Below are 13,845 nucleotides of genomic sequence, written 5' to 3' on the forward strand. Positions count from 1 at the left end.
ACGTTTTTGACACGGAGCCGCCTTCGGCAAGGGATCCGCTTATCTCTCATCAGCGCGTCCTTGCGACCCCTCACATCGCCGCGTGGACCGAAGAAATGCGCGTACGTCACACTCGCAGCATTGTGCAAAATCTGCAGCGGCTCCTGGCCGGCAAACCCGGCAATCTGTCGAACCCAGAAATTCTCACGATGGCGGGGAGGATCGTGCCTTGAAAATCACCGATGTCGCCTCACGACTCTATCACATCCCGCCAACGGTCTCCTGGGAGGACGCCACACACCGCGTCGCGAACCTCGAATTCATCATCACGCGCGTGACCACAGACGCTGGAATCGTTGGTGAGGGTTTTGCTTACACGACGGGGATCGGCGGAAGCGCCATCCTCGCCCTGATCGATGATTATTGCCGAACGATGCTCGTCGGACAAGATCCGCGACAGATCGAACGACTTTGGTCGTTCCTCTATGGCCAATTGCATCGTAGCGGCACCGGGGGCATCAACACCCTCGCATTGGGCGCGATCGACATCGCGCTCTGGGATATTGCGGCCAAGTGGTACGACGTTCCACTATTCCGTCTGCTCGGCGCGCGGCGTGACAATATCCCCACCTATGGCAGTGGCATAGACCTCTTGCTCGACAGTGACGCTCTACTCAACCAGGTCGAAGGATTCCTGGCAGCGGGCCACAAGGCGGTGAAGATCAAAATCGGTCGGGAAAACGCGGAAGAAGATCTCGATCGTATTACAGCCGTGAAGAAACTGATCGGCTGCACGCGACGACTGTTCGTCGATGCCAACCAGCGCTGGAATGTTGCTGACTGCATGAACCGACTGCAGCAACTCGCGGCGTTCGATCTCGGTTGGATCGAAGAGCCTCTCCACGCCGAAGATGTTCGCGGGCACGCCGACCTACGCGGCTTCGTGGCGCTGCCCATTGCGGTCGGCGAGAGCCTATATACGCGGCATCAGTTTGCCGAATATCTTCAGGCCAACGCCGTCGACGTCGTCCAGGCGGATGTGTGCCGCGTCGGAGGTATCAGCGAGTGGCTGAAGATCGCCAATCTGTCCGCGTCCTTCCACCGCACCATGGCCCCCCACTACATGTCCGAACTGTCCGTCGCGGTGATGTGTGCGATCGACAACGCGGACATCCTCGAATGCGTGCACGGCGGAAGCTTCTCCGAGATGGGCGTGCTTCAGACGGCGCTTCGCCTCGAGAACGGAGTGGCCTTCCCATTTGAGGCACCCGGACATGGGGTGGTGTTCGATCACGAAAAGCTCGAACCCTTCGCTGTCGATCCTGCCGAACTGCGGAAGCGGAATCTGCAGAGTGCAAAGTGAATGCGGCTTCATCACGCGCACACGGTGTTCGATTGCAACAACCAGCTTGGCGAAGGATGCAGTTGGAGCGCATCGGACCAGAGCCTATGGTGGACTGATATCGAAGCAAAGAGCGTATTCCGCTGGGATGACAAACGGAGGGTTGCAGCAGTGCGGCAACTTCCCAATCGTGCTGCGTTCGTCTTTCCACGCGCGCGTGGCGGCTTCGTGCTCGGCTTTCCTAAATCTATTGTTATCACGGATCCTACCTTCACCGACTTCTCACAAGTGGCCGAGATTGAGCCGCATCTCGCGCAAACCCGCGTCAACGACGCCGCGATCGATCCCTACGGAGGGATCGTCCTGGGCACATATAATGAACGCAGCCGTGAGCCAGTCGGAAGCGTCTATCGCCTCGCGCCCGATGGCGAGGTCGTCACGCTCTTCGGTGGCGTAGCCGCGGCCAACGGACTGGCTTTTTCGCCCGATGGTCGGATCATGTACTTCACCGACACCACGGATGGCACCATCCGGCGTTTCGACTTGGCCCCGCAATTTGCGAGTCTTACGGAGATAGGCCCACTGGCAGGCGCGAACGTCGCCCCGGGATCTCCTGATGGCGCCATCGTGGACATTGAAGGGGGCTACTGGAGCGCCAGGCTTCGAGGCGGCTGTGTCGTTCGTATCGATCGAAACGGTCACCTCACGGATCGTGTCGACATGCCGAGTATGGCGCCTACCTGTGTGGCACTTGGCGGCGAAGATCTGAGAACGCTGTTCATAACTTCACGACGAATCAGGCAACCGCCTGGTGAGCTTCTTCGATTTCCCGAGTCCGGCAACCTCTTCCGCGTTGAGGTTGATCAGGCTGGCCGACTGCCTTTCGATTGCAGAGTCTAGTTCTGGGCTGGTTGCAGTCGAGTGTTCGACTGCCGCGCAACGACTCCAAGAAGCGGTGTGTCCTTGCACGGATCTAGTCGCGTGGCCCTCAATGCGCCATCATGCATGAAACCTCCGGCACTGCCGCCGCACGCGGAATGAAACGGGCTTCGTAGCGGTGAAGGGAGGGACAATGTCATGCGCGCCGAGAGATCGTCGGTGGCGGACATCGAGCTTCGAGGCCACCTAGCGAAAGCTGCCTTGTTCTAAGACCGCCAAGACGCAGCGAACATTTCGAAGATTTAGCCCTACCCTAGTACGACACTCGTGATTGAGCTGGAGTTTGACTTTGCGGTTCCCCAAGTCACTGGGAGGTTCGCCGCCCACCAGCTTCCTGTCTGCGCCGCAACGCAGCCAGGATGACACGTGGTGATAGCGCCGATCGTTCGCTTCGAGGCAACGGCAAGAGAGGCAGCTACCTGAGCGGTGGAAACGCTTCGAGTTGCGAGGGGCAAACAATGTTTCGACTTTGGACTACTGAATATTCCCCAGTAGCGTAGTCATTGCGGCAGTCATGGCGCTAGCATAGCTATCGGGATCCTTCACCTCGAACAGGAAGCGATTTGACTCCGCACCGGCGTTCGTCCACGTCGTCACGCCGTTCGCATCGCACTTGATGTCGACGGGGCGGAAGCCAAAAACCGCATCGTCTGCATTGGACCCCGCGATAATCTTGCCCACCTTGTCCACGGCTTGGGACACTACGTGGAAGAAGCCGGCGGTGCACCACATGGCGCGATTGGCATGGAGGGTGTAGTAGCTCAACATATCACCCCGCGGCGCCAACAGCGGTTGCAGATAGCGCGAATCCGTTCTCGCCTCGAGGGAGTAGGTGAAGTAGCTTTGCAGGACGGACGACAACTTCGGCAGAACTTCGCTCTGCTTGAAACTGTAATAGGTGCCAAACCGCTGGCCCTTTTCCTCGAGTGGGTCATCCAATACCGTTTCGTGACACGGCATCCAGTAGATCGGGCATGGGATGTCGAAGGTGGCGGCGTAAGCGGCCGCATTGAGCATAACGTTGTACTCCATATCTCCCTGCTTCGCGGTATCGGGATGGCCCGTGCCCGCGTTGAGGTAGATCCCGGCACACTTGTTACGGAAAAGATCCGGATCAAGCTTGGCCGCAATGGCGAGATCGCGGCAGGAGCCGACGATACTGATGTAGGCTGGCCCTTCGCTATCGCGGAGATAGTCGAGGAGGAACTCCGCGCCCGCGCGGTCGCGCCTGGGTAGGGCAGCAAGCGATGCTCGGTCATGTGTGTAGGGAACAGAAGAGCCGACCGCCATGTGGGTCGGCAACCCCGTAAGATAGCTTAGCTGCGCAATGCCGGTGATATCCGGACTACGGCCCGGACGGTTATCGGGCGGGAAGTCGACTAGCACGCCGCCGAGTTCGAGTTGGCCCGATGCGGCAAGAGCATAGACGCAAGCAAGGTCCCAGTGATCATCCGGATCGAGATAGGGACGAAACAGGTCGGTCTGGTGAAGCAATCTTATGGTCATGGGCTCCTCGTGTTTGTTCAGTAGCACCCGACATTGCGACCATGTCGGCTAGCAGCAAAGGCACACTGAAGCATTTCTTGCAAGAATGCAATAATCTAATATTGCCAGCCTACGCTCCCATATGATACGGCTTGAGGAGGCAGTAAGGTTTCGTCGACAAAGCGCTGGCGCGCGAAGCGCGCGTCGAACGCCGATGTTGTCCACGCTGTGTTCCGTGGTCTCTTAAGTCCACTTGAAGCGGAGCCGCTAACCGGGCGCTCGTTCGAAATCGAAGATTCGGGATGAAATCGTCGCATCTGCCCCGAGGTCAAGATGCAGACTGCTTTGCTGCAGTAGAGGAGATACCAGTTGGCTCAGGTCACCATCACGAACATCGTTAAGCGCTATGGAACCGCCCAGGTCGTCCATGGCGTGAATGTCGATATCGCTGACGGCGAGTTCGTCATCCTCGTCGGCCCGTCCGGGTGTGGCAAATCCACCTTGTTGCGCATGATCGCCGGTCTTGAAGCGATCTCGGGCGGCGAGATCAGCATTGGCGACCGGGTGGTCAACGACATTCTGCCAAAAGATCGTGACATAGCGATGGTGTTCCAGAACTATGCGCTTTATCCGCACAAGAACGTTGCCGACAATATGGGCTTCTCGCTCAAGATCAGGGGCAGGCCGAAGGCCGAGATCGACGCCAAGGTGAAGAAGGCGGCCGAGATTCTCGATCTGAGCAAGCTGCTCGACCGGTTTCCGAAACAGCTGTCTGGCGGGCAGCGCCAGCGCGTGGCCATGGGGCGCGCCATCGTACGAGACCCGCAGGTCTTCCTGTTCGATGAGCCTTTATCGAACCTGGACGCCAAACTGCGTGTTGCGATGCGCGTCGAGATCAAGGAATTGCATCTGCGCCTCGGCACGACGATCGTCTATGTCACGCATGACCAGATCGAGGCGATGACCATGGCCGACAAGATCGTGGTGATGCGGGACGGCAAGGTGGAACAGATTGGAGCACCGCTCGATCTCTACGACAATCCGGGCAATGTCTTCGTCGCCGGTTTCATCGGCTCGCCGGCCATGAACTTCATCAAGGGCAAGATCGAATCGAAGGAAGGCAGGCAGATCTTTGTTTCGGACACCGGATCCGTGTTGCCGGTCGAGGGGGGCAAGGCGCAGGACGGGCAGCCGGTTATCTACGGCATACGTCCCGAACATATCGATATTGCGCCCGACGGCCTGCCGGCAATTGTTTCCGTGCTGGAGCCGACCGGTTCCGAGACGCAGATCTTCGCCAGGCTTGGCGAAGACGCCATTGACGCCGTCGTCAAGGACAGGCTCACCATACATCCCGGTGGAGAAGTAAGGCTGAGGATTGATAAGCGCCGTGTCCACATCTTCGACAGGCAAAGCGGCGCACGCGTTTGACGGTTACAGATCAACCCCAAACTGGTCAGTCCGGTCGGACGCGCGAACGGGCGGTATGTTGTCGGGCGAAGGATTCCGGCACAACAGCGGAATGTCGAATGATTATGCCTAGCGGCCCGCGCCGCCTCAAGCTCGTTCAATCGGACTTCGAAAACGTTGAGGTGCACGTGGAAGAAGCAGCACGCGAGACGCTCGGTATGGATGTCAAGCGATCCGAGCGTCGCCGCCATCGGCTGCAACTACCCTCGACTAATCGCGTTCGCCTGCAGGGCGGCGAGCAGGCCGAGGGGGGCACTGCCCCTCGCTCGCGTGGGGACGCCGGGCCACGACACCATTTTCGAAACTCGCGTCGAACACCGGTCTGTCATTTTTGCGTCACTGATCGATTTCCACCCGTATCTTCTGGTTTGGAACTCAAAACCTGGACCCGTCGGATGCTGACACTCGAACTGAAAGACTCCCTACCCGACGATCTTTACGCCGGTGCCCTCTTGGGCCGTGTCTGGCGGCCCGATCAGAACGGACCTGCAGTCGTCGCTGTCCGCAGCGATGGCGTGTTCGACATTACGAAGCGCTTTCCCACGTCGTCGTCGCTCTGTCAGGAGGAAAACCCTGCCAGGGCGCTGCGAGAATCCGAAGGACCGCGCCTCGCATCGGTCGAAGAATTGCTGGCGAATACAGGAGAGGAAGGGCGGGACACATACCGGCCCTGGCTGCTTGCGCCGATCGACATTCAGGCGATAAAGGCGGCCGGGGTAACTTTCGCTGTCTCTATGCTGGAACGCGTAATCGAGGAGAAGGCCCACGGCGACGCCCTCGCCGCCGTCGCGATCCGCAGCGAAATCACAAAGCTCGTCGGAGCCGATTTTTCCAAGCTCAGGCCCGGGTCGCCGGAAGCTATGCATCTCAGGGAGATCCTGTTGGCACAAGGGGTCTGGTCCCAATATCTCGAAGTGGGCATAGGCCACGACGCCGAAATTTTCACGAAGGCGCCAATCATGTCGGCCGTTGGCAGCGGAGCGGACGCCGGCATCCACGCCAAATCCACATGGAATAACCCTGAGCCCGAGGTGGTTCTAGCAGTGGCGTCCGACGGCCGAATCGTCGGCGCGACGCTCGGCAACGACGTGAACCTCCGCGATGTCGAGGGGCGGTCGGCGCTGCTACTTGGCAAGGCGAAAGACAACAATGCAAGCTGCGCGATCGGTCCCTTCATTCGCCTCTTCGACGACGATTTCACGCTCGACGATGTGCGCAACATGGAACTCACGCTGACCGTGGAAGGTCCCGACGGATATCAGCTCAAGGGGTCAAGCTCGATGAGCAGAATCAGCCGAGACCCGGCCGATCTGGTCTCGCAGATGATCGGACCGCATCATCAATATCCCGATGGCGCGGTTCTTTTCCTTGGGACGCTGTTTGCGCCGGTCGAAGACAGGGACGAGCCGGGCAAGGGCTTTACCCACAAGGTGGGGGACATCGTCACCGTGGCTTCGCCGCGTCTCGGCCGTCTGGTCAACCGAATGCGCCACAGCCAGGACTGTGCACCTTGGACATTCGGAGTCGCGCGCCTGATGAACCATCTTGCCATCCTCGGCAACCAAGAGAGGCCCGCATAGGTTACGCGTCCGATCGCCAGCAGGATCGCTTTCAAGTCTGTTAGCGGCTGTTTTCCGCGCCACCGAGACCACTTGCTGGGGTTTCGGAGCGGGCGCGAAGACTATCGTTTTGAAGCGCTCGATCTCTTAGTGTCCGATACTTTTCGAGCAAACATTAATTACCACCACACCGCAAATGATGAGTAGGATGCCAAGAATTGCCGGAAGGTCGAAGGGTGACCGATAAAGGAAGACGCTCACCGTCGCTGTCAACACCATGCCGATACCGCACCAGATCGCGTACGTTAGGCCAAGGGGTATCAATCTGAGGGCATGGGAGAGGAAGAACAACGCGATGATGAAGCTAGCGATGGCAGCGGCAGTCGGTCCAAGCTTCGTAAATTGCTGTGTTTTGGGCAACAGGGATGAACCGATGACTTCTGAGACAATGCCCAAAACCAGGGCCCCGTAAGCTGTGATCAGAGGGCTCATGGGTTCACTTTCTGGGAAGTCTGAAAACCCTGTGAAAAAATCCTCGCAGCCATGGCCTAAGGCATTTATTCGGCAACAACGAGGTCCATTCGGTTGAAGATCGCCAAGGGAAACCCATGATCGTGGTCCTGATCTAATCGCTGCTGTGATTCCGTCCTGTCGCCGCCGTGGGTACGAGCGCCTTCAAAACGTCAGTCATCTTAAGAATGCCCACCCGGGTCCCGTCCGAGTGCACCGCAAATGACTTGTCGGCGGCACCGTGGGATCGCAGGATCGCTCGCTCCAGGGTTTCGTCCCCGTCGAGAACTTCATAGCCATCGTCCTCGACGATAGTCTTTTCCATTACTGATCGGACGCGAAGCACCCGGGCGCGGTTGATATCGCTGACGAAGTCTTCGATGTAAGGGTCGGCCGGGTTGAGGAGGATGTATTGTGGTTCCCCTTGCTGCACGATTTCGCCATCCTTCAGGATCACCAAATGGTCGGCGAGCTTGAGGGCCTCATCTAGGTCATGCGTGATGAAGACGACGGTCTTCTGGAGATCCTTCTGTAATTCCAGGAGGAGGTCCTGCATGCTTGAGCGGATAAGCGGGTCAAGCGCCGAATAGGCTTCATCCATGAGCATGAGCTCGGAGTTTGAAGTTAGCGCCCGCGCAAGGCCGACGCGCTGCTGCATGCCTCCCGACAGCTGGTGAGGATACAGCCCCTCCGAGCCCGCGAGGCCGACTCTGCTGAGCCATTTGCGGGCCGTCTCGTCGGTTTTGGCCCGCCCGTCCCCGCGCACAGAGCATGGCATGCCGGCGTTGCGGAGGACCGTTTCATGCGGCAGCAGCGCAAACTTTTGAAAAACCATAGACATCTGGGTCCGGCGTAACTGCTGCAGCCTCGCCCGATCGAGTTTCATGATGTCCGTCCCGTTGACTATGACCTCACCCGCCGTGGGGTCGACGAGGCGGTTGAGGTGTCGAATAAGGGTCGATTTTCCGGAGCCCGAAAGGCCCATGATCACCGTGATCTCGCCTTGTTTGATCTCCACATTGATGTCGCGCAGCCCAAGTACATGGCCATGGGCCTGCAGCATGTCCTTCTTGTGCATCCCGGCCTTCGCGTAGGACACCATGGCCGGCGCGTTGTTGCCGAAGATCTTGTACAGGTTGCGGATGGATACGAAGCTCTCGGTCATGCTCATGTCCGCGACTGATGCATCTTATTGACGCGCTGGAGGGCTGCCCGGCTGACTCGGTCGAGAACAATGGCCAGGAGCACGATGCCGAGCCCCGCGACAAGGCCGACGCCGAGTTCGAGTTTGTTGATGCCGCGAAGGACAAGGGTTCCAAGGCCAGGCGCGGAGACCAGTGAAGCGATCACGACCATAGATAACGACAACATGATTGTCTGGTTGATACCGGCCATGATGTTCGGCAGCGCGAGGGGCAGCTGGACGCGATAGAGCTTTTGCCAGGAGGTCATGCCAAACGCCTCTCCGGCCTCGAGAACGTCTTTGTCCACTAGCCGTATGCCGAGGTTCGTTAGCCTGATCGACGGCACGATCGCATAGAGAATGATCGCGATGCCGTACAGCTTCGGCTCCGTGACGCTGAACAGGAAGATCAGCGGGATGAGATAGACAAAAGTGGGCAACGTCTGCAGCAGGTCGAGAAAAGGCGTCAGCCACCGCTCCAACCGGTTGCTGCGTGACATCGCGATTCCGATCGGCACGCCGAACAGGACACAGATGAATGTGCAGACCATGATGATGGCGAGGGTCTGCATGGCGTAACCAAAATGGTCGATGAACGCCAAGACTAGGAACACCACCAGCACGAAGATCGTCACGCCGGTGCGACGTCCGGCGAAATGAGCGATGGCGACCAGGATCAGGATAGCCGCCCACCAAGGAAGTGACTGCATCAGATCGATGGCGTTGCGCAACGCCCAGCTCAAGGGCTGCGTCACCGGGTCCAGAACGACTTTGACGGGGTCTTTCACGTCCAGGAACAGACGTTCCAATCCGGCCGTCATGTCCCGGGTCCGTGGGAAGGCGCCGCAGGCCTTGTGAAGGACGTCCAAGGACGGAAACGGGAAAAATTCGGTTTGGTCGGTCCCCGCCGCGCCGGCCTTGGCGAGTAGATCGTCCATCGACATAGGACCGCCGATGGCGCCGGCGTCGCACCAGGACCGCAGTCCTAAGGAGTCAAAAGCTTTTTCGTAAGCTGACATTTCGAGCCTTAAATCGCCGCGATCCGGCAGCCACGCCCGTCAAGGCGCGGCCACCGGAATTGACCGAGAGGTGCTTGTCGATGTGCCTGAGGTGCCGCCAAGCATTTTGCCAAGTCAATCACTAGACCCACACATTCCTTGGGTGGTGGGCCCGGTGACCGCTGGTTGATCTCACTTCAGGACTGCCGCGAGTTTTTCCCGGGCTTCAGGGCTGAGCCAGTCCGCCCACACTGTCTTGTACGTGGTGAGGAAGTGGACCGCCGATTCGTCAGCCGAAGCCTTCTTGCTATCCTGCCACGCCAGCGTCTCGCTCATCTGCTCATTTGTGAAGGTCACCTTAGACATGAGCGCTGCAATCTCAGGCTCGCGCTTCTCGAAATCCGTTGTCGCTGCCGTCACCACCTCTGCCGGCGGATAGGCCGACTTACCGGGTGTCTTGCACGTTTCCACAGCGTTGCAGGCGTGGATCTCGGGGACATACGGGCCAATGTCGACCTTGGCCATCTTGTACTTGCCAAGAACGGATGTTGGACCCCAGTAGTAACCGAACCAAGGTTGCTTGTTCTCGTTGGCGGCGGCGATCGCCGCTGCCAACGTCTCTCCGGAGCCGTGATTGAAAACTTCGATGCCGTGGCCTTTCAGATCGAAAGCCTCAGCCAAATGGTCGTTCGTGATTTTACAACCCCAGCCTTCGGGGCAATTATGAAACTTGCCGCCGACCCAGTCGGGATGGGCCAGAATGCCGTCGATCTTCGCAAGTTCCGGATGTTCGTCAACGAGGTATTGTGGGACCCACCATGCATCAATGCCGCCGGGGGTCAGGACATGGCCCAACGTCTTAACTTTGCCGGCGGCCACCAATGCTGGATAAGCTGGCGCGCCGTTAAGCCAGAGTTCGGTGACGATGTCGGGACGGCCGGTCTCTGCAACCGATGTCACCGCAGTAGCAGTAGCCGAAGGAACAACCGTGACCTTGCAGCCGTAGCCCTGTTCCATCAGGAACTTGGAGACGGCGGTGACGATCGAGCCCGAGGCCCAGTTCATCTCCGTGATGGTGACGTCACCGCATTTGGCTTCGGCCGCAGTCGCGGCGATGGTAGCGATAAAGGCTGCGGCGGTGAGTTTAAGGGCGTGTGAGAGCATTACTTTCTCCTGTTGGTATTCCATTCCAGGCGATGTCCCCGGCAGTCGGAGCTGCCGGGACGGTTCCCCACTTTCGGAATTATAGGAATATCGAACATTTAACTAACGAATATAATTCGACCCTGACATCGACTTTTTCGATGTTCGGACTGTTCGTCAGTCGATAGCCAAGCGCGTCACAGCAGCCTCATCAAAGGTAAAACCAGTGCCCGGACGGGTAGGTATGAGAATGTTGCCATCCACGATCTCCATCTCTTCACGGAAAAGCGGGGCATACCACGGCATGTGTTCCACGGAGATGCAATTGGCGGCAGATCCGGCGATACACAGGCTGTGTTCGGTGAAAATATGGGTGGAAATGGGCAGGCAGTACGCTTCCGCCAAAGCCGCCACCCGGCGCATTTCGGTGAGCCCGCCAATCCTCTGGAGATCCGGCATCAACACATCGGCGGCGCGGGCCTCGATCGTGTTGCGGATGCCGAAGCGTGTCCACTCCGTCTCACCCGAAGCAATCGCCATGTCGAGCGAATTACGAACTTCGGCCTGGCCCACGAGGTCATGGACAGATACCGGCTCCTCGAGCCAGCCGATGTCGAGCTCCTCAAGCATCCTGCCAAGACGGATCGCCTGCTTTGGGGTGAGCGCCTGGTTGGCGTCCGCGAGGATTTCGATGGAGGGTCCGACTGCCTCTCGGACTGCCTTGACGCGCTCGAGGTCCTTTCGAGGGTCTTTATTGCCGACGCGCACCTTCATCGCCCGGAAACCCTGGTTAAGAAAGATCGCCGCCTCATCAACCAGTTCGTCGATGCTCTGGGAAAGCCAAAGTCCGCCGCTGGCGTATGTGCGGATGCGATCTCGGCACGCTCCGAAAAGGTGATGCAGTGGCCGATCCGCGCTTTTGCCGACCAGATCCCAACAGGCCGTGTCGAGCGCGGAAAGCGCCGAGACTGTGACGCCTGCATAGCCAGTTGGATTGATTTCAGACCAGATGGCCGAATTGATCGCCGTCACATAGTGAGGGTCCTGGCCCACAATGCGATGCGAAAAGCCGCGGACCATCTCGTCGAAGGCTTTGAGCCGCACGGCATTCAACGTGAAGATATAACTCTGGCCCACGAGCCCGACATCGGTTTCCAGATACACAAGCAGGCATCCGACCGAACGCATATTGTGAATGGCAGTGGTAATCGGCTTGGCAAAAGGAACGTCTGTCAGTCGGGTCTTCAATGCGGTGATTTTCATGGGATTCTTCAGCAGGTTGAGGGTTCACGCGATCGCCTCGCGCAAGGCCTTCAAAGCGGTTTCGATAAATTCCGGTGCAATGACGTCAATACGAACGGCTACGAAGACTGTTCGTTGGAAGCGCGGCGCACCCTCGACCACATTCAGGTGGCCGGACTTGACGTGCGGTGCCACGGACTCGGCCAGGAAATAGCCCGAACCACCGCTAGCCAGGATGTGATCCATGGCCACCGCGGCGCTGCGGATCGTGAGTTTGTGGCTAAAGACTCCCGGAAAATGCATACTGTGCTGTGCTCGGAACGTGTCCCCCCAATCCACGAAGACGTAGCCGGGAACTACCCCGCTCTCGACCGCACGTGGCTTTGTCGAGACCATCACGAGTTCTTCGCTGATCAGCGGCTCGATCCGTGCTTCCGCGCAATGACGCGGATCATATAGAACGGCAATGTCGAGCAGGCCGGCCCGCAGTTTCTCCATCAGCACATCCGAGCGATCGCTGATGGCGCTTGCGACACCGTCCGGCAGGGCTTTAGCCATGCGTTCCAGCCAGCCGGGCACGACGCGGGGCCAATGGTTGTCCTCAACCCCCAATGTCACAAACGCATTCAGGCCTTCCGGCAACGTGGCGACCTGCTGCCCGCGCTCCCAGGCCCGCACGATGTTGATCGCGCTTGAGTGGAACTGGTGCCCCCCCGTCGTGAGCGCAACTCCGTTGCGCTTGCGATGAAACAGCTGGCGGTTAAGGCGACGTTCTAGTGCCTTGATCCGCGCGCTAATCGTCGACTGAGTGACATTCAACTGGTCAGCAGCATGTTGGAAGCTGCCGGTCGAGCCGACCTCCAGAAATGCCCTGATATGCTCGATGTTCACTTAAAAGCGCCCTTAAATCGAATTCTTCGATATGACTCGATAATTATATTCGTTTGCCACGTCAATGCGGGTGAGAAAGAGTGGCCTTGCGGTTCCAGTCACGACAGCGCCAGCTGGAGCTACGCAAGTCGGCACGTCAGGTCGACGCACAGCTGCCACTGAACGGAGACATCTATGCGGATTGCATTTATCGGGTTGGGCAACATGGGCGGGCCAATGGCCAGCAACCTGGCGCGCGGCGGCTACAAGCTTTCCCTTTTCGACCTAGATACCAACAAGGTCGATGCCGTCCGTTCGACAGGGGCGGCGGCGGGCAATCAGACAATCTCCAGGGCCGCGACCGCGGCTGAGGCGGCCTCCGGTGTCGATATCGCATTCACCTCCCTGCCAAACCCGAAAATCATCGAGTCTGTGGCGCTCGGCGAACAAGGCATTGTTGCCGCCTTGCCAAAAGGTGCGGCGTGGATAGATCTCTCAACGAACAACCTTGAATGCGAGCGCCACATCCGCGCGGCTGCTGAGGCACGGGGGATCGACTTCCTCGATGCTCCTGTCTCCGGCGGCATTGAAGGTGCTGCCGCAGGGACGCTGATGATCATGGTCGGCGGCGACGCCCAAGTCTTTGAACGCTGTAAACCGGTTCTGGATAAGATTGGCAACCGGGTCATGCACCTCGGGCCTCACGGAGCCGGCTACGTCGCCAAGATTGCGCAAGTGGTACTTTGTTACCTCAACTCCGTGGCCCTCAGCGAGGCTCTCATGCTGGGGGTAAAAGGTGGCGTTCCCGCAGATACGATGCTTGGGATCATCCAAGGTAGCACCGGGGCGAGCTATGTTGCTGACCGGTATGGGCCGGCAATTTTGGACGGCAGCTACGACCCGGGCTTTGCTCTCGGACTAGCCCACAAAGACATGGCCCTGACCCTGGAGCTCGCAGGATCAGTCGGAGCCACGCTACCGATGTGCGAGCAGGTCGAGGCGGTCTACAAGAAAGCCGTCGGCAAATACGGTTTCGATCAAAACCACCTAATGGCCGTCAAGCTCCTGGAGGAGCAAAACGGCACATTCCTGCGTTCCACCTGACAACGTGCAAGCGAAAGGACT

The 13,845-nt window shown here is 58.7% G+C and carries 12 protein-coding genes and 1 pseudogene; 6 read left to right on the forward strand and 7 right to left on the reverse strand.

Annotation, left to right across the window (positions count from 1 at the left end):
• The 3 genes and pseudogenes from A6B35_RS36465 to A6B35_RS29510 all read left to right on the forward strand — a co-directional run.
• A pseudogene (locus tag A6B35_RS36465) lies at nucleotides 1–212 on the forward strand (hypothetical protein); the annotation flags it as partial.
• Nucleotides 209–1,342: a mandelate racemase/muconate lactonizing enzyme family protein gene (locus A6B35_RS29505; RefSeq protein WP_006201727.1), complete on the forward strand. Its 1,134-nt coding sequence runs from the start codon at nucleotides 209–211 to the stop codon at nucleotides 1,340–1,342. The pseudogene A6B35_RS36465 and the gene A6B35_RS29505, both read left to right, overlap by 4 nt.
• Nucleotides 1,343–2,221: an SMP-30/gluconolactonase/LRE family protein gene (locus A6B35_RS29510; protein ID WP_006201728.1), complete on the forward strand. Its 879-nt coding sequence runs from the start codon at nucleotides 1,343–1,345 to the stop codon at nucleotides 2,219–2,221. It abuts the gene before it with no gap.
• Nucleotides 2,222–2,734: 513 nt separating this feature from the next.
• Here A6B35_RS29510 and A6B35_RS29515 read toward each other — a convergent pair.
• Nucleotides 2,735–3,766 carry a hypothetical protein gene (locus A6B35_RS29515; protein WP_006201729.1) on the reverse strand — a complete coding sequence of 344 codons (1,032 nt, stop codon included), beginning with the start codon at nucleotides 3,764–3,766 and terminating at the stop codon, nucleotides 2,735–2,737.
• A gap of 348 nt (nucleotides 3,767–4,114) precedes the next feature.
• On the opposite strand from A6B35_RS29515, the gene A6B35_RS29520 reads away from it, so the two are divergent.
• On the forward strand, nucleotides 4,115–5,176 hold the full coding sequence (locus tag A6B35_RS29520) for an ABC transporter ATP-binding protein (RefSeq protein ID WP_006201730.1): 1,062 nt from the start codon (nucleotides 4,115–4,117) through the stop codon (nucleotides 5,174–5,176).
• Nucleotides 5,177–5,610: 434 nt separating this feature from the next.
• Complete coding sequence (locus tag A6B35_RS29525; RefSeq protein WP_006201731.1) at nucleotides 5,611–6,795, forward strand: fumarylacetoacetate hydrolase family protein; 1,185 nt, start codon at nucleotides 5,611–5,613, stop codon at nucleotides 6,793–6,795.
• Between the two features lie 126 nt (nucleotides 6,796–6,921).
• Here A6B35_RS29525 and A6B35_RS29530 read toward each other — a convergent pair whose 3' ends face one another.
• The 6 genes from A6B35_RS29530 to A6B35_RS29555 all read right to left on the reverse strand — a co-directional run bounded on the left by A6B35_RS29530 (nucleotide 6,922) and on the right by A6B35_RS29555 (nucleotide 12,741).
• Nucleotides 6,922–7,266 carry a DMT family transporter gene (locus A6B35_RS29530; protein ID WP_006201732.1) on the reverse strand — a complete coding sequence of 115 codons (345 nt, stop codon included), beginning with the start codon at nucleotides 7,264–7,266 and terminating at the stop codon, nucleotides 6,922–6,924.
• A 133-nt stretch (nucleotides 7,267–7,399) separates the two neighbouring features.
• Nucleotides 7,400–8,455, reverse strand: a complete 1,056-nt coding sequence (locus tag A6B35_RS29535) for a quaternary amine ABC transporter ATP-binding protein (RefSeq protein WP_006201733.1) — start codon at nucleotides 8,453–8,455, stop codon at nucleotides 7,400–7,402.
• Nucleotides 8,452–9,486: an ABC transporter permease gene (locus A6B35_RS29540; protein ID WP_040582618.1), complete on the reverse strand. Its 1,035-nt coding sequence runs from the start codon at nucleotides 9,484–9,486 to the stop codon at nucleotides 8,452–8,454. The genes A6B35_RS29535 and A6B35_RS29540 overlap by 4 nt, the downstream gene beginning before the upstream one ends.
• A 171-nt stretch (nucleotides 9,487–9,657) precedes the next feature.
• Entirely contained in the window at nucleotides 9,658–10,629 is a 972-nt protein-coding gene (locus A6B35_RS29545; protein ID WP_006201735.1) for an ABC transporter substrate-binding protein, read from the reverse strand.
• 156 nt (nucleotides 10,630–10,785) lie between these two features.
• The gene (locus A6B35_RS29550) at nucleotides 10,786–11,871 is read right to left on the reverse strand and encodes a mandelate racemase/muconate lactonizing enzyme family protein (RefSeq protein ID WP_006201736.1); all 1,086 of its coding nucleotides are present in this window, start codon (nucleotides 11,869–11,871) and stop codon (nucleotides 10,786–10,788) included.
• Between the two features lie 24 nt (nucleotides 11,872–11,895).
• A complete protein-coding gene (locus tag A6B35_RS29555) occupies nucleotides 11,896–12,741 on the reverse strand; it encodes a LysR family transcriptional regulator (protein WP_006201737.1) in 846 nt (281 codons plus the stop codon).
• Between the two features lie 174 nt (nucleotides 12,742–12,915).
• On the opposite strand from A6B35_RS29555, the gene A6B35_RS29560 reads away from it, so the two are divergent.
• Nucleotides 12,916–13,824: an NAD(P)-dependent oxidoreductase gene (locus A6B35_RS29560; RefSeq protein WP_006201738.1), complete on the forward strand. Its 909-nt coding sequence runs from the start codon at nucleotides 12,916–12,918 to the stop codon at nucleotides 13,822–13,824.
• Nucleotides 13,825–13,845 lie beyond the last annotated feature (21 nt).

The organism is Mesorhizobium amorphae CCNWGS0123 (genome assembly GCF_001686985.1).
Classification (GTDB): domain Bacteria; phylum Pseudomonadota; class Alphaproteobacteria; order Rhizobiales; family Rhizobiaceae; genus Mesorhizobium; species Mesorhizobium amorphae.